The organism is Streptomyces sp. NPDC052101, from assembly GCF_040680235.1.
Taxonomy (GTDB): Bacteria; Actinomycetota; Actinomycetes; order Streptomycetales; family Streptomycetaceae; genus Streptomyces.
In genome coordinates, this window is record NZ_JBFAWH010000026.1 from 1 (window position 1) to 15,517 (window position 15,517).

11 protein-coding genes and 2 pseudogenes are annotated in these 15,517 nt (G+C 71.7%); 7 read left to right on the forward strand and 6 right to left on the reverse strand.

The features are described 5' to 3' along the window. Positions 1-1,137, reverse strand: a 1,137-nt coding sequence (locus AB0L75_RS33265) for a S1 family peptidase (RefSeq protein ID WP_365188809.1), incomplete at its 3' end; no start/stop codon positions are given. Between the two features lie 200 nt (positions 1,138-1,337). Between AB0L75_RS33265 and AB0L75_RS33270 the strand changes: the two genes are divergently transcribed. The 5 genes from AB0L75_RS33270 to AB0L75_RS33290 all read left to right on the forward strand — a co-directional run bounded on the left by AB0L75_RS33270 (position 1,338) and on the right by AB0L75_RS33290 (position 8,361). Next, positions 1,338-1,751, forward strand: a complete 414-nt coding sequence (locus tag AB0L75_RS33270) for a PaaI family thioesterase (RefSeq protein ID WP_365188588.1) — start codon at positions 1,338-1,340, stop codon at positions 1,749-1,751. Between the two features lie 454 nt (positions 1,752-2,205). After that, positions 2,206-2,421 (forward strand): type A2 lantipeptide, encoded by a 216-nt coding sequence (locus AB0L75_RS33275; protein ID WP_365188590.1) that lies wholly within the window; start codon positions 2,206-2,208, stop codon positions 2,419-2,421. A gap of 99 nt (positions 2,422-2,520) precedes the next feature. Then, positions 2,521-3,327, forward strand: a complete 807-nt coding sequence (locus AB0L75_RS33280; protein WP_365188592.1) for an HlyD family efflux transporter periplasmic adaptor subunit — start codon at positions 2,521-2,523, stop codon at positions 3,325-3,327. Next, a complete protein-coding gene (locus AB0L75_RS33285) occupies positions 3,324-5,543 on the forward strand; it encodes an NHLP family bacteriocin export ABC transporter peptidase/permease/ATPase subunit (RefSeq protein WP_365188595.1) in 2,220 nt (739 codons plus the stop codon). The genes AB0L75_RS33280 and AB0L75_RS33285 overlap by 4 nt, the downstream gene beginning before the upstream one ends. A 1-nt stretch (position 5,544) precedes the next feature. After that, positions 5,545-8,361 (forward strand): NHLP bacteriocin export ABC transporter permease/ATPase subunit, encoded by a 2,817-nt coding sequence (locus AB0L75_RS33290; RefSeq protein ID WP_365188598.1) that lies wholly within the window; start codon positions 5,545-5,547, stop codon positions 8,359-8,361. A 16-nt stretch (positions 8,362-8,377) separates the two neighbouring features. On the opposite strand, the gene AB0L75_RS33295 is transcribed toward AB0L75_RS33290, so the two are convergent. From AB0L75_RS33295 to AB0L75_RS33305, 3 genes are all read right to left on the reverse strand, one after another. Further along, positions 8,378-9,208 carry a ribonuclease BN gene (locus AB0L75_RS33295; protein ID WP_365188812.1) on the reverse strand — a complete coding sequence of 277 codons (831 nt, stop codon included), beginning with the start codon at positions 9,206-9,208 and terminating at the stop codon, positions 8,378-8,380. A gap of 209 nt (positions 9,209-9,417) precedes the next feature. Continuing rightward, complete coding sequence (locus AB0L75_RS33300) at positions 9,418-9,945, reverse strand: SRPBCC family protein (RefSeq protein ID WP_365188601.1); 528 nt, start codon at positions 9,943-9,945, stop codon at positions 9,418-9,420. Positions 9,946-9,951: 6 nt separating this feature from the next. After that, positions 9,952-10,296 (reverse strand): metalloregulator ArsR/SmtB family transcription factor, encoded by a 345-nt coding sequence (locus AB0L75_RS33305; RefSeq protein WP_365188604.1) that lies wholly within the window; start codon positions 10,294-10,296, stop codon positions 9,952-9,954. Positions 10,297-10,359: 63 nt separating this feature from the next. Here AB0L75_RS33305 and AB0L75_RS33310 point away from each other — a divergent pair. After that, positions 10,360-11,904, forward strand: a pseudogene (locus tag AB0L75_RS33310) (MFS transporter). Between the two features lie 437 nt (positions 11,905-12,341). On the opposite strand, the gene AB0L75_RS33315 reads toward AB0L75_RS33310, so the two are convergent. After that, a complete protein-coding gene (locus tag AB0L75_RS33315) occupies positions 12,342-12,776 on the reverse strand; it encodes a subtilase-type protease inhibitor (RefSeq protein ID WP_365188606.1) in 435 nt (144 codons plus the stop codon). A 384-nt stretch (positions 12,777-13,160) separates the two neighbouring features. Here AB0L75_RS33315 and AB0L75_RS33320 point away from each other — a divergent pair. Then, positions 13,161-13,610 (forward strand): annotated as a pseudogene (locus tag AB0L75_RS33320) (alpha/beta hydrolase); the annotation flags it as partial. A 37-nt stretch (positions 13,611-13,647) separates the two neighbouring features. Here the strand turns inward: AB0L75_RS33320 and AB0L75_RS33325 are convergent. Further along, positions 13,648-15,363 carry an RICIN domain-containing protein gene (locus tag AB0L75_RS33325; RefSeq protein ID WP_365188608.1) on the reverse strand — a complete coding sequence of 572 codons (1,716 nt, stop codon included), beginning with the start codon at positions 15,361-15,363 and terminating at the stop codon, positions 13,648-13,650. Positions 15,364-15,517 lie beyond the last annotated feature (154 nt).

Genomic DNA, 15,517 nt, shown 5'->3' on the forward strand with positions numbered 1-15,517 from the left:
GCCGGCGCCGAGGGTCGCGCCGGTGGCCTGCAGGGCGGCGGTGACCGGCTGGAAGAAGGTCTCGCCGCCGCTGGTGCAGTCGCCGCTGCCGCCGGAGGTGAGGCCGACGGCGCTGCCGTCCTGGGTGAACAGGGAGCCGCCGCTGTCGCCGGCCTCGGCGCAGACGTTGGTCTGGATGAGGCCGTTGACGGTGTCGGTGCCGCCGGGGTTCGTCTCGCTCGCGAAGTTCACGGTGGCATCGAGGCCGGTGACCTGGCCGTTGTGCAGCCCGGTGGTCGAGCCCATGCGGAACACGGTCTCGCCGACGGTGGCGTCGGCGGCCTGGGTGATCTGCACGGTCTGGCCGTTGCCGGCGTTGACCTCGCTGGGCGCCTGGGTGGTCTTGTCGTTGTACTTGACCAGCGAGAAGTCGTTGCCGGGGAACTTGGCCTGGTCCACGGTGGCGACGGGCTGCCCGTTCTGCGAGTCGGACCAGTCCTTGGCGGCGACTCCGCAGTGGCCGGCCGTCAGAAAGGCGGGGCTGCCGTCGGAGGCGGTGACGTTGAAGCCGAGGGAGCAGCGCACGCCGCCCTGCTGGGTCTGGGAGAAGATGGCGTCGCCGCCGGAGACGAAGGTCTTGAAGGCGCCGGACGACTTCTTCAGGGTCGCCATGCCGGAGCCGAGGCTCCGCACGGTCGACTGCAGTCTGTTCCACTTGGCGCCGGTGACGGTGGAGTCGGCGGTGACGAGGACCTTGTCGGTGCGCGGGTCCACGGCCCAGGAGGTGCCGGGGATCGTGGCCTTGGTCTTCAGCGTCCCGGCGGCGGCCCTGAGGTCGCTGGTGCTGTTCTTCACCTGGCGGACTTCCGCGCCCGCCTGCTGCGCCTGGGCGATCGTGCCGCTGTCGCCGCCTGCCACGTTGACGACGAGCTTCTGCTTGCCGCTGTCGTAGTACGACCCGGCGAAGGCGGCGCCGAGGGTCTTCTGGAGCTGGGCGGCGAGTCCGGACGCCTGAGTGGCCTTCAGTGTCTTCGCGGTGCCGGTGGCACCCGACGCCTGGTCCTTGTCCTGTGACGCGTTGGCGTGCGGCAGCAGGAGGGCCGCCGCTCCGAGCGCCGCGACACCGCCCGCCGCTATCGCCGCCTTGCGCTTGGGCATTCGCTTGTGACTCAAACTTCTCGACCTCCTGGGGACGGGGGTCTGCCGCTGTCGGGCAGTTCGTATCGGGGGCGCCTGGATGGCTGTACGTACGCACCCGCCGCGTGGTGTGTTCAATTCCGTTTCCCAACGGCCGTGCCGGGCGGGCGAATCGGCCACGCTCCGCGTGTCGCGCGGAGCGGCCGGGAACAATCCCCCATATGACGATGACCCCCGCGGAAGCCGACAAGATCCTCTCCGCCCGCTTCGCCCCCTGGGTGCTCGATCTCGGGCTGTGTGTCGAGGCGGTGGACACGGACCGGGCCGTGCTGCGTCTTCCCTGGTCACAGCGGCTGGCCCGGGAGGGCGGGGGGCTGTCGGGGCAGGCGTTGATGGCCGCTGCCGACACGGCGACGGTGATCGCGGTGTCCGCCGCGCGGGGCGGTTTCGTGCCGATGACGACGGTTCAGCAGTCGACGTCGTTCCAGCGGGCGGTGACCGGTGCGGATGTCCGGATCGAAGCGGTCCTGACGAAACTGGGCCGCCGGATGGCGTTCGCGGACATCACGCTGAGCGACGCCGACTCGGGGGCGCTCGCGGCCCGGGCGAGCACGGTGTACGCGATTCTGGGCTGACACGGTCCGCAACCGATCAGTAACGGTCCGCTTCGGGCCCGATGCGGAATCCCTCCTTCAGGGAATCTACACATTGAATACTCAACCAAGTCACCGGAGGCCGGGGATCTGCACATCCGCGCGCCCCCCGGCACTCCTTTGGCGTGGAGTGCCGGATTCGCCGCCCGGTGGGCAAGGGTCCGACCGCGCCGATGCCGTGACGCATGTGAAGGAGTCGCCGACGTGGCGTGCGCACGCCTGCACGGATGAACTCCTTCGCCAGCCAAGTGCCCTGGTGAGAGCCCTGGTTGATTGGAAGCCCGCCCCCGCTGCGTGCTTTGATCCATCGCACCGCAGGGGTCGCTGCGGGCCCCCGGGGACGGGGGCCGGGCGCCTGCGGTCGCGGCCGTCCGTCTGTCCCCAGAGGGGGCCGCTCCCCCCTTGTGAAATATCCATTAGGAAGGGAAGTTCCACCATGAACTCCACCCCCCAGGTTGACACCGTTGAGATCTCGGACGCTGAGCTGGACAACGTTTCCGGCGGTCTGTCCGTGAACGCCCTGAACACCGTGACCGGCGCCGTCAACGGCATCGCCCCGGTTTCCGGCCTGGTCAACACCGCTGTCGGCACCGTCGAGGGTGTCACCGGCCTGAACGTCGCCCCGGTCACCAGCCTGGTCGCCGGTCTCTGATCGCGCCTCGTCGCATCGGAAGTCCCGGAGTCGTTCCTCGGCTCCGGGACTCTCGGATGCCCAGAAACACCAGCGTCTCTCACAGGTGAGGGAAGTTCCGTGCAGTTCCGCCAACAGGCCCTCGCCAAGCTCCAGTCACCGGAGGAGCTGGACCTCCCGGTACGTCTGGCCCGTCCGCAGGGCTGGCTCGCCCTCGGCGTCACCGTCGTCGTCATGGCGGCGGCCTCCGTCTGGGCGGTGACCGGTTCGGTCGCCTCCACCGTGAGCGCACAGGCCGTCCTCACCCACGGGCAAGGCAGCTACCTGTTGCAGAGCCCGGTGTCCGGCCAGGTCACAGCCGTCCTCGTGAAGCAGGGCGAACAGCTCCCCGCCGACGCGCCGGTCCTCAGGGTCCGTACCGCTCAGGGCGATTCGGTGGTCCGTACGGTCGCCGCGGGCCGGGTCACCACGCTCGCCGCCACCATCGGGCAGATCATCCAGACCGGCACCAACGTCGCCGCCGTGGAGAAGGTCGCACGCGCCTTCGACCCGCTGTACGCCACCGTGTACGTGCCCGCCGAGAACGCCGCCGCGATCCCGGCGCACGCCTCCGTCGACCTCACCGTCTCCTCGGTGCCGACGCAGACGTACGGCGTGCTGCGGGGCCATGTGAAGTCGGTGGACCGCAGCGCGCAGTCCGCCCAGTCGATCTCCGCGTTCCTCGGTGACAGCCAGCTCGGCCAGCAGTTCACCAGCAAGGGCCGCCCGGTGGCCGTACTGGTCGCACTCGACACGTCGGCGAGCACGAAGAGCGGTTACCGCTGGTCCACCACGGACGGGCCGCCGTTCCGGCTCGACTCCATGACCCTCGCCTCCGGTTCGATCAGGCTGGCCGACCAGCATCCCGTCGATTGGCTGCTCCCGTGACCGCCACACAGGAACGCGGCCGCCGACGCGCCGCCCCGGCCAAGCGGCCGGTCCCCAAGCCCCGTGGCGGCACGGTCCGTACCCCCACGGTGCTCCAGATGGAGGCCGTCGAGTGCGGCGCCGCCTCCCTCGCCATGGTCCTCGGGCACTACGGCCGGCACATCCCGCTGGAGGAGCTGCGCATCGCCTGCGGTGTCTCCCGCGACGGCTCGCGCGCCTCCAACCTCCTCAAGGCGGCCCGGAGTTACGGCCTGACCGCCAAGGGCATGCAGATGGACCTGGCCGCCCTCGCCGAGGTGCGGGCACCGGCCATCCTGTTCTGGGAGTTCAACCACTACGTCGTCTACGACGGCATGGGCCGCCGCTTCGGCCGGCGCGGTGTCTACATCAACGACCCCGCCAAGGGCCGCCGGTTCGTGCCGATGGAGGAGTTCGACGGCAGCTTCACCGGCGTGGTGCTGGTGCTGGAGCCGGGCGAGGGCTTCACCAAGGGCGGCCGCAAGCCGGGCGTGCTCGGCGCGATGCCCGCCCGGCTGCGCGGCACCGCCGGCACCCTGCCCGCCGCCGTCCTGGCCAGCCTGCTGCTGGTCGCGGTCGGCGCCGCGGTGCCCGCGCTCAGCCGCACCTACATCGACAAGTTCCTCATCGGCGGCCAGACCTCCCTGCTGGGCGTGCTGTTCGCCTCGATGGCCACCTGTGTGCTGCTCACGCTGGTGCTGACCTGGCTCCAGCAGGCGAACCTGCTGCACGGCCGGATCATCTCCTCCACCCTCTCCAGCGCCCGCTTCCTGCGCCATCTGCTGCGGCTGCCGGTCACCTTCTTCGCCCAGCGCTCCCCCGCCGACCTGGTGCAGCGCCTGCAGTCCAACGACCAGGTCGCCGAGACCCTGGCCCGCGACCTCGCCGCGGCGGGCGTGGACGCGATCGTCGTCGTGCTGTACGCCGTGCTGCTCTACACCTACGACCCGCAGCTGACGTTCGTCGGCATCGGCGTGGCCCTGCTGAACGTGGTCGCCATGCGGCTGGTCGTACGGCTGCGCGCGACCCGTACGGCGAAGCTGCGCGCGGACACGGCACGGCTGACCAACACCTCGTACACCGGCCTTCAGCTGATCGAGACGATGAAGGCGACCGGCGGCGAGGACGGCTACTTCCGCAAGTGGGCCGGACAGCACGCCACGACCCTGGAGGAGCAGCAGCGGCTCGGCGTGCCGAGCGCCTGGCTCGGGGTGGTCGCGCCGACGCTCGCCACGTTCAACAGCGCGCTGATCCTGTGGATCGGCGGCATGCGCGCCGTCGAGGGCCATATCTCGGTCGGTCTGCTGGTCGCCTTCCAGGCGCTGGTCACCCGCTTCACCGCCCCCCTCACCCGGCTCAACGGCGTGGCCGGCCGCATCCAGGACTTCGCGGCCGACGTGGCCCGACTGAAGGACGTGGAGAACTTTCAGGCCGACCCGCTCTACGCCCGCCCCGGCGGTGGCGACTCCACCCGCCGGCTGCACGGGCACGTCGAGCTGGAGAACGTCACCTTCGGCTACAGCCCGCTGGACCAGCCGCTGCTGAGCGGCTTCGACCTGACCGTGGGCCCCGGTCAGCAGGTGGCCCTGGTCGGCGGCTCCGGCAGCGGCAAGTCCACGGTGTCCCGGCTGATCTCGGGCCTGTACGCGCCGTGGGACGGGGTGATCCGGATCGACGGCCGGCGCCTGGAGGACATTCCGCGCGGCGCGCTCGCCGCCTCCGTCTCCTTCGTCGACCAGGACGTGTTCCTCTTCGAGGGCTCGGTCCGCGACAACGTGGCCCTGTGGGACCCCTCGATCCCGGACGAGGCCGTGGTGGAGGCGCTGAAGGACGCGGCCCTGTACGACGTGGTGATGCGCCGGCCCGGCGGCATCCACAGCAAGGTCGAGCAGGACGGCCACAACTTCTCCGGCGGCCAGCGGCAGCGGCTCGAAATCGCGCGGGCCCTGGTCCGCAGGCCGAGCATCCTCGTGCTGGACGAGGTGACCAGCGCACTGGACGCGGAGACCGAACTGGTCGTGATGGACAACCTGCGCCGGCGCGGTTGCGCCTGTGTGGTGATCGCGCACCGGCTGAGCACCGTCCGCGACAGCGACGAGATCGTCGTGCTCCAGCACGGCACCGTCGTCGAGCGCGGACGGCACGAGCAGCTGGTGGCGCACGGCGGCGCGTACGCCGCACTGGTCAGGGAGCGGTGAGATGACGACCGTCAGCGAAGGTGACCTCGTACTCGGTGCACTGGGGTCCATGGGCACGCGCATCGACTGCGCCGGCTTCAACCGCCTGGACCTCGAAGGCCCGCAGGTGCTGTGGCTGGTGGCGGCCGGCGCCCTGGACCTGTTCGCGGTGGACGCCGCCCAGCAGGGCCACTGGCACCACCTGGGCCGGCTGGAGGCGGGCGCGCTGCTGCTCGGCCCGGTCGCGGGCCCCCAGCACACCCTGGTGGCCCGCCCGGTCCGGGACTGCGTGGTGCACCGCATCAGCCTGCGCGAGCTGTACCAGCCGGCGAACACCCAGACCTGGTCGTACGACGAGTACGGCAACCCCCAGTACGTGCCGCCCGCCAGCAGCCCGCTGGAGTACGCCGTCGCGCTCGGCGTCGGCCGTGGCCTGTCGGTCCTCTTCCAGGCCCCGATGGCCGAGGACCGCTCCCTGGCGCCCAGCGACGACGACGTGTTCTGGATGCAGGTGCCGCCGGGCAGCGTGCAGTACGGCTCGCTGTACGGCGCGGAGGAAGCCGCCGATCTGCTGATGGACCCGGCGCTGTGGCAGTCCATGGTCGATCAGCAGTACCGGCTGCTGACCGCGCTGGACCGGTGGATCGAGCAGCTGGAGCGCACCCACGAGACCCGCACGGCCGCCGGGATCAAGGCCGGCGAGGAGATCCGCGCCCAGGCCGACCGGACGCTGCTGGCGTCCATCGGCAAGCGCTCGGCCCGCCGGACGACGGCCGCCGACGCCGACGCCGGGTATGCGGCCTGCAAGCTGGTCGCCGAGGCGGCCGGGATCACCTTGGCGGAACCCGCGCAGAGCGGCACCGAGAGCGAACGCCTCGACCCCGTCGAGCGGGTGGCGCTCGCCTCCCGGGTGCGCACCCGCGCCGTACGGCTGCAGGGGCGCTGGTGGCGGGAGAACGTGGGCCCGCTGGTCGGGCACCGGGCGCTGTCCGGGGCGCCGGTCGCGCTGCTGTGGCGGCGCGGCGGGTATATAGCCGTCCATCCGGGGACCGGACGCGAGACGCCGATCGAGAAGGCGAACGCGGAGGAGTTCGAGCCGCGTGCGGTGATGTTCTACCGTCCGCTGCCCGACAAGGTGCTCTCGCCGCTCGGCCTGCTGCGGTTCAGCCTCCAGGGCACCCGCAGCGACCTCTTCGATCTGCTGCTCGCGGGCCTGGTGACGGTGGTCATCGGCGCGCTGGTGCCGATCGCGACGGGCAAGGTGCTCGGCGAGTACGTGCCGAGGGCGCAGGAGGGCCTGATCGTCCAGGTGTGCCTGGCCGTGATGGTGAGCGGGGTGGTCGCGGCGGCATTCACCCTGCTGGAGAACCTGTCCATCCTGCGTCTGGAGGGCCGGATCGAGGCGGCGCTGCAGCCGGCTGTCTGGGACCGGCTGCTCAGGCTGCCCACCCGGTTCTTCACCCAGCGCTCCACCGGTGAACTCGCCAGTGCCGCCATGGGCATCAGCGCGATCCGCCGGCTGCTGGCGGGCGTCGGCCCGGTGGTCGCGCAGTCCGTCACGGTCGGCGCGATGAACCTGGGCCTGCTGTTCTGGTACAGCCCGTCCTTGGCCATGGCGGCGATCGGCATGCTCGTCGTGATCGCGGCGGTGTTCCTGGGGCTCGGGCTGTGGCAGATGCGCTGGCAGCGGAAGCTGGTGGTGCTCGGCAACAAGCTGAACAACCAGGCCTTCCAGACCCTGCGCGGCCTGCCCAAGCTGCGGGTGGCGGCGGCCGAGAACTACGCCTACGCGGCCTGGGCACGCGAGTTCGCGCGCAGCCGGGAGCTGCAGCAGAAGGTCGGCCGGATCAAGAACCTGACCACGGTGCTCGGCGGCATCTATCTGCCGGTGTGCACGCTGCTGATGTTCATGCTGCTCGCGGGCCCGGCGAGGGGCGCGATGTCGGCGGCGGACTTCCTCACCTTCAACACCTCGGTGACGATGGTGCTGACCTCGGTCACCCAGCTGACCGGCTCCTTCGTGTCGGCGGTGGCCGCGCTGCCGCTGTTCGAGGAGATCAAGCCGGTCTTCGAGGCGACGCCGGAGGTGCGGGAGGCGAGCACCCGGCCGGGCCCGCTGTCGGGTGCGCTGGAGGCGCGCCGGCTCTCGTTCCGGTACGCCGACGACGGCCCGCTCGTCCTGGACGACGTGTCCTTCGCCGTACGGCCCGGTGAGTTCGTGGCGGTCGTCGGTCCTAGCGGCTGTGGCAAGTCCACGCTGCTCAGGCTGCTCATCGGCTTCGACAAGCCGGTCTCCGGCAGTGTCCTGTACGACGGCCAGGACCTCGCGGCGCTCGACCAGTCGGCCGTGCGCCGCCAGTGCGGGGTCGTGCTCCAGCACGCCCAGCCGTTCACCGGCTCCATCCTGGACGTCATCTGCGGCACCGAGCCGTACACGCCCGAGGAGGCGATGGCGGCGGCCGAGATGGCGGGGCTCGCCGAGGACATCAAGCGGATGCCGATGGGCCTGCACACGATCGTGGCCGGCAACGGTGCGATCTCCGGCGGCCAGCGGCAGCGCCTGATGATCGCCCAGGCCCTGATCCGGCGTCCGCGGATCCTGTTCTTCGACGAGGCCACCAGCGCCCTGGACAACGACACCCAGCGCATCGTCATCGACAGCACCCGCAAGCTGAACGCCACCCGCGTCGTCATCGCGCACCGCTTGTCGACGGTCCTGGACGCCGACCGGGTGATCGTCATGGAGGACGGCAAGGTCGTCCAGCAGGGCGCACCGGCCCAGCTGCTCGCCGACACCGGCGGCCGCCTGCACGAACTGGTGCGCCGCCAGCTGACGTAGCGTCCGCCGGGAGCGCTCAGTACTTCCCGCGGCGCTGCTGCTGTGTCTCGCCTCCTCGGTCGTGGTGGGTCGGCATCCAGTGGTGTTCGGTGAACCAGCGGCCGAACAGGGCGCCGCCGTAGATGACGAACCCGACGCCGATGAGCCACGACTCCACCACGAGCACGGTGCCGACCGCGCCGTAACTGAGCGCGTTGGTGACGATGAGCGGGGTGAAGACGAGGTAGGAGAAGGCCCGCAGGCCGGCCAGGCCGAGGATGGTGGCGAGCGCGCCCGGCAGCAGGGCACGCCAGCGGACCTGGCCGCCCAGCAGGAAGTGCTGCCCCCACCAGAAGAAGACGATGCCGCTCACCGTGGACAGCGCGATCCGCTGGGCCCCGTGCAGCGCGGCCTTGGTCGCCACCTCCTGGTAGAGATAGGCGGTGAGCATCACCAGCCAGGTCGCCTGCCGCCAGACCCGGTGCCAGGGGCCGGAGACCAGGCCCCAGATGCGTTCGTAGGCGTTCTGCACACTGCCGGCGAAGGCCACGCCGAAGACGGCCAGCAGGACAGCGCCCCAGACACTGGTGGTGCCGATGACGTTGCGCGGGGGGCTGATGACGTCGGTGAGAACGTGCGCGGACGGGCCGGACAGGCCCATGCCGTCGGTGAGCCAGGAGGCGAAACCGCCCCGCACCAGCGGATCGGCGGCGGCGACCACGATCAGCAGCGGCGCCAGCGTCACCAGCGCGAGGGTGGCGAAACCCATGGCCCGGTGCATCAGTTCCAGCTCGCGGCCGTGTTCGAGCAGGGCCCCGGCCCTCAGCCACTCCCAAGCGCGGTGCAGGCCGCGCCGCCACCACCTCACGACTCCTCCCGTGCTCACCGCCCACACGCTCTCCTGAGCCGATTCATCCACCCCGGCAGCCTCCGGGCAACTCGCACGGCGGCGTGCCGGGTGTCCGCGGCCCGGCGACACGGCGACACCGTGAGGGAGCGGGAGGCCGGCGCCTGCCGCTGATCATCAGCGCGAGCATGGGGGCCGGTCATGACCCAGCCGATGCCCGAGGACGCGCCTCAGTCCAGGCCCGGTACGGAGGCGCCGGAGGGTACGCCGGCTCCGATGTAGGCGTCGTAGAACTGCTTCCAGGGCGCGCCGGCCCCGGTGTGCGGGCCCTCGGCGCGCTCGCCGCGGGCCTTGGCGTCGAGGGCGGCGAGGCACACCTCCCAGCCGGCGCCGTTGCGGGCGGCGGTGTTCGCCTCGCCGAGGACGTCGGTGAGCGTGAACCGGGTGCGTTGCGCGCCGACGGCCTCCAGGTCGAAGCGGAGTTCGTCGCCGGCCCACTCGAAGGACAGGTGCCGGGGCGGGTCCACGGCGAGGACCCGGCCGGTGGACTCGGGCATGTGCGGGTCGCCGGTGAAGCGGATGGTGCCGCCGGGCCGCAGCTCCATCTCGGCGCGGGCGGGGAACCACTGCTGGAGTTCGTCGGGATCGGTGGCGAACCGCCAGACGCGGTCCACCGGGTGGTCGTAGGTGCGGCTGAACCGGACGGCGGGGCGGCCGTCGTCCAGGGTCAGATAGGTGCCGGTGAGGTCGACGGGCATGGTGCTTCAGTCCTTCGGTGGTGGGGGGTGCGGGGTGTCGTCCGACGTCTCGTCGAGGCGCCGGCCGAGGGCGTCCAGGCTGCGGTTCCACAGCCTGCGGTAGGGCTCCAGCCAGGCGTCGAGCGCGGCGATCGGTGCCGGGTCGAGGGCGTAGACGCGGCGCTGTGCGTCCTGGCGGACGCGGACCAGGCCCGCTTCCCGGAGCACCTTCAGATGCTTGGACGTGCTCGGCTGGCTCAGTCCGCAGGCCTCGACGATCTCTCCGACGGGCCGCGGCCGCTCCAGCAGGAGGGCGACGATCGCCCTCCGGTGGGGGTCGGCGAGGGCGGACCAGAGCGCTGCGTCGGACATACCCTCAATATGCCTCATCAGTTATATGCCGGTCAAGGAATACACGAGGGAAACTTGGCTCCCATGCCCCAGAAGACCCTGGCCGAAGGCTCCCGAGCGGGGGCGTCGCGATCGAGCACGGCGACGCGGCCTCGCCGAAGCGATGGTGGATCCTCGCGGTCATCGCCATCGCCCAGCTGATGGTCGTCCTCGACGCCACGATCGTGAACATCGCCCTGCCGTCCGCCCAGACGGACCTCGGCTTCTCCGACGGGACCGGCTGGGGGTCCCCCACGCCCTTAAGGCAGTGGGGGAGGATCGTGACGGCCTACGCCCTCGCCTTCGCCTCCCTGCTGCTGCTCGGCGGACGCATAGCCGACCTCTTCGGCCGCGAGCCCGCCTTCCTCGTCGGCGTCGTCGGCTTCGCCGCGGCATCCGCACTCGGCGGCGCCGCGAACGGCTTCACGATGCTGGTCGTCGCGCGCGCCCTGCAGGGTGCCTTCGGCGCGCTCCTCGCGCCCGCCGCGCTGTCGCTGCTCAACACCACGTTCACCGACGCCCGGGAACAGGCCCGCGCCTTCAGCGTGTACGGCGCGATCGCCGGTGCGGGCGGCGCCGTGGGCCTGCTGCTCGGCGGCGTGCTGACCGACGCGCTGGACTGGCGCTGGACCCTGTACGTGAACGTGGCCATCGCGGTCGTCGCCTTCGCGGGCGGCTGGATCCTGCTCGGCAACCACCGCGACGCGGCGAACGCCAAGCTGGACGTGCCCGGCACGGTCCTGGTCGCCGCCGGTCTGTTCTCGCTGGTCCACGGCTTCTCCGACGCCGAGACCCACGACTGGGGCTCGCCGCTGACCTGGGGCTTCCTGATCGCGGGCGGGGTGCTGCTGGCGGCCTTCGCCTGGTGGCAGACCCGGGCCGCGCACCCGCTGCTGCCGATGCGCATCCTGCTCGACCGCAACCGCGCGGCCTCGTTTCTCGCGGTGCTGATCACCGGCGCGGGCATGTTCGGCGTGTTCCTCTTCCTGACCTACTGCCTGCAGCTCGACCTCGGCTTCAGCCCCACGAAGACCGGTGTGGGACCGGTGTGGCGTTCCTGCCGATGGTCGGCGCGCTGATGATGACCGCGCAGGTCGGCACCACGATCCCGCTGCCCCGGATCGGCCCGAAGGCGGTCATCCCGCTGGCCTTCGCGATCGCCACCGCCGGCATGGCCCGGCTGACCGGCATCGGACTCGGCTCGCACTACCTGAGCGCGGTGCTGCCCCCGCTGATCGTGATCGGCGTCGGCCTAGGAATGGTCATGCCGCCGGCCATGCAGCTGGCCACCGGCGGGTCGCGGCCGAGGACGCGGGTGTGGCCTCGGCGACCGTCAACGCCATGCAGCAGGTGGGCGGTTCGATCGGTACGGCCCTGCTGAACACCCTCGCGGCGAGCGCCGCCACCGACTATCTGTCCGGCCGGGACGCCGCCAGCAAGCTGATGCGGGCGCAGGCGACCATCGAGAGCTACACGACCGCCTTCTGGTGGTCCGCGGGCTTCTTCGCCGCGGGGGCGCTGATCGCGCTTCTGCTCTACCGGCGCGGGGTGCCGCAGCAGGACGCCGGAACACCGGTCGTCCACATGTGACCGCCGCGCACCGACGAGCCCGAGGGGCCGCCGTCAGCAGGGAGACGGCGGCCCCTCGGCCCGTCTTGGAGGGCTCACCGACGGCTGCCGCTCGGACTGCCCGGGGGACGGGGCCGGAGCGCCGTCGAAACCGTTCGCGTGTCGCTCTCCGTGCCCGTTCGCCCGGTCGCCGGTCCTGCCTGGGCGACACGAGTCACCGGCCCAAGGCCGTGGACACCGGATGAAACCATGTGTTTTTCGCCGCTCCCCGGGGCAGGTCCGTGGGGGGCCTTCCCGGGGAGCGGCTGTGTGCCCGGAAGCCGGCGGGCGGCCCCACTCCGCCCGTCGGTTCCGGTGCGAGATCGCAGGTACCCCGCTCCAGGGGCCGCACTCCCCGGTTGCGGACCTTTTCCGGCGTATGCGGAGTCCATGCGATCCCGGTCCCTAGTAGGCGGTCTCTAGAAGTTGAAGACGCCGCCGCCCATGGCGTCCCTCATGCAGCTGTTGCCGAAGGTGGCCGCGTACGAGACGCGCTTGCCCTGCCAGACGCCCTGCACGGTGACGACGACCGGGTCGTACAGCTTGGTGCACCACACGTCCGGGGCCGGCTTCAGATCGGCGAAGTCGCCGCCGGCGCCGCGCAGTTCAGCGCAGGCCTGGGCCGCTGCCGGGTGGGTGCCGGAGGCCGTGGGCGCGCAGCTCAGGGTGACGGCGCGCTCCGGGGTGGCCGTGGCCGCGTCGTTCCCGTGGCCTGTGGTCAGGACCAGCGCCGAGGGGGCGTAGAGCGACGACGGGGCGGCGCCCGGTGCAGCGACGGCGGCCCCGATCAGGGGTCCGCAGACGGCAGCGGCCGTAAGGCCGAGGGCCGCTGCCCAGCGCGCGGTGTTCCGCATTGTGTGCATCCTTCCGCTCGAATTGGACGAGGTGCCGGCCCGGGCCCGGTCGGGCACCGGAGCGGCGAGCGCCACTCTGCCGAGTCCGCCGTCGAAACTCACATCGAGCACATGGATTTCAGTAACCTTTCGTGTTGAAGCAGTGGCGTGATGTCACGGAATCCACACACCGTGACCCAGTAACTACGCGGGTTCCGCCCTCCGAGCCGGGCCAGATGGCCGAAAATCAGCGCTTCGTTAATCGTCCTGAAACATTCCGACTCCGACCCCCTCAGGTCCCTTCATGACTCCTTGTGTTCATGAAGTGATCACCATGGCCGCGGATGAACCGCGCCCGCCTCAACCCCCGTGACCGGTGGGACGGTTGGCGCGGTTGTGATCTAGATTGGACAGGCGGCCGAGCGGATCGGGGACCGGCTGCGCCGCGTGGTGTTCGTCGACTCCGACCTGCCCGCGGACGGTGTCTCGTTCCTGGACGGCTTCCCCAGCGACCACATCCGGCAGGCCCTCGCCGAGCACGGCGGCGTGTGGCCGCCCCTGCCCCCGGCTGCCTACGTGGGCCAGGACCTCACGGACGAGCAGATCGGCCGGATCATCACCGACGGCACCGCGCATCCCGGCACCACTCTCTGCGAACCGGCCGTACTCAAGCGGCCGTTGGGCGAGCTGCCGGCGACGTACATCAAGTGCAGCCGCCCCCCGCTGCCCGCGGTGGCCGAGGCCCTGGACGGCGGACGCTGGGACCTGGTGGAGCTGAACACCGGTCACTGGCCGATGTTCTCCAGGCCCCGCGAGCTGAGCCGGATCCTCGCCGACGCGGCCGCCCGCGACTGAGACCACGGCCTGGGGACGGCCCGGCACGGGCCCTGCCTCAGGTGTTCTTCGCCGGCGGCTGCGCGGAGCCGGCGGAGGGACTGTCCGTGCCGGAGACCGAGAGGGAACCGGGGCTCGCCGAGGACGCGTCGGTCGCCCAGCGCTGCCCGAAAGAGCCGTCCCGGACCTTGACGACGACGTCGGCGCCCGCGTTCTCGGCGGTGGCGGCGAGGGCGAGGGTTCGGTCCCAGCGGGGCAGCAACTCGCCCCGCACCGTGAGGTCGTAGCGCACGTCGTCGCCCCGCCCGGTGCCGGCGTCGGCGCAGGCGCCGAGGATCACCACGCCTGCGTCGGCGTGCGAGTCCAGGCACAGCCCCGAGCCGGCCGCACTGCGCACCAGCCCGTCGGCGTCGTACGTCCACTGCTGGGTGAGCGCCGCGGAGCAGACGGCGAGCACCGTGCCCGCCCCGGCCTTCGGCGTGCCCTTGATGTCCAGGCACAGGTGGGCGGCGGCGTTGCGCAGCCGGGTCGGGCGGCCGGCGGTGGGCAGTCCCGTGGCGCCGGGAGCCGTGGCGGAGACGGGCGGGGACTGGCCGGCGGCGGTGCCGGGGACGGCTCCGGCGGAGGCGACCGGGTCGGTGCCGTCGCCGCCCTGGGGCCACAGGCTGATGGCGAGGACGGTCGCGAGCAGTCCGGCCGAGGCCACGCCGACTCCGGTGAGCAGCGTCCTGGAGGACCAGGAGATGCCGGGGATCCGGGCGAGCGGTCCGGGCTCACCGCCGCCGCGCCGCCGGCCGCGGGACACCGGGATCCTCTCCCCTGACCGCCCGTCGCCGCGCCGCCGCGCGCCGGGCAGGGCGGCGCGGGCGAACAGGCCGGGCTTGCCACCGCCGCGCCGGCGTCCGCCGGAACGCCGGGAGCCGCCGCGGGCGGGGCCGGTGCGGCGGCCGGGGCGGGAGTCGAGGTAGCGGCGGGCGCCCCAGCCGAGTACCGCCTCGGCGAGCAGCACGCCCAACGCGGCGTCCGCGTGGCCCAGTTGCTCGGCGGCGTGCCGGCAGTAGGCGCACGCGGACAGATGCTCCTGGACATCGGGCAGCAGGGCGCCGCCGCGGCGGATCGGAACGTCGAGCAGCCGGTTGTAGTAGCGGCATTCCTTGCCGGGCGCGAGTTCCCGATGGGCGCGCACCAGGCCCTCGCGGAATTTCTCGCGCGCCTGTTCCAGCGCGGCGGTCGCACTGTCGGCGTCGACGCCGAGGAGTCCGGCGGGAACGGTTATCGGTTCGGCCTCCACCTCGATGTGCCAGAGCAGCGCCTGTTCCAGCCGGGTAAGGGCGTGAAATGAGCGGTCGGAGAGGGCTCGGTTTTCCGGTATCAGGGTCTTCGCGGCGCGCATACCGCGGCCCCCTGCGGGTTTCCCGAGTCCGGGCAGTACGGCGGTGATGCGGTCGGTGCCGGACCAGTTGACGACTGTGTCCCGGACTGCCACGAGCAGCCGGGGCCGCAGCGCCTCGGCGGGTTCGCCGAGTGCGAGCCGGCCGAGGACCTGGTGGAAGGAGGTGGCGGTGACCATGTGCGCGAGCGGCCCGGAAAGGGCCAGGCAGACGACCGCGTAGTCGTGCGCCGGCTGCCAGTGGCGGGCCATCAGCAGGGCGGCGGACCGGGAGGCCTCCGCGTCGGATCCAGCCCGCAGCGGGCCGGCGAGTGATTCGTCGGACTCCCCGGCCTCACCGCCGGGCGGTGGATAGGGAGGACGAGGGGGGTGGGGGGTGGGCACTGAGCGGATTCCTTTGGTACGTGCTGCTATGTGCTGCGTCGATGCGTTCCTCTGCTGCGCGCGGGGAGGGGAATTGGCCGGCGTTCGGCCGGTGAAGTTCCGCAACCGCCGGAAGAACCCAGGACTTTACCCCCCGCACGGGCGTGTCAACCCT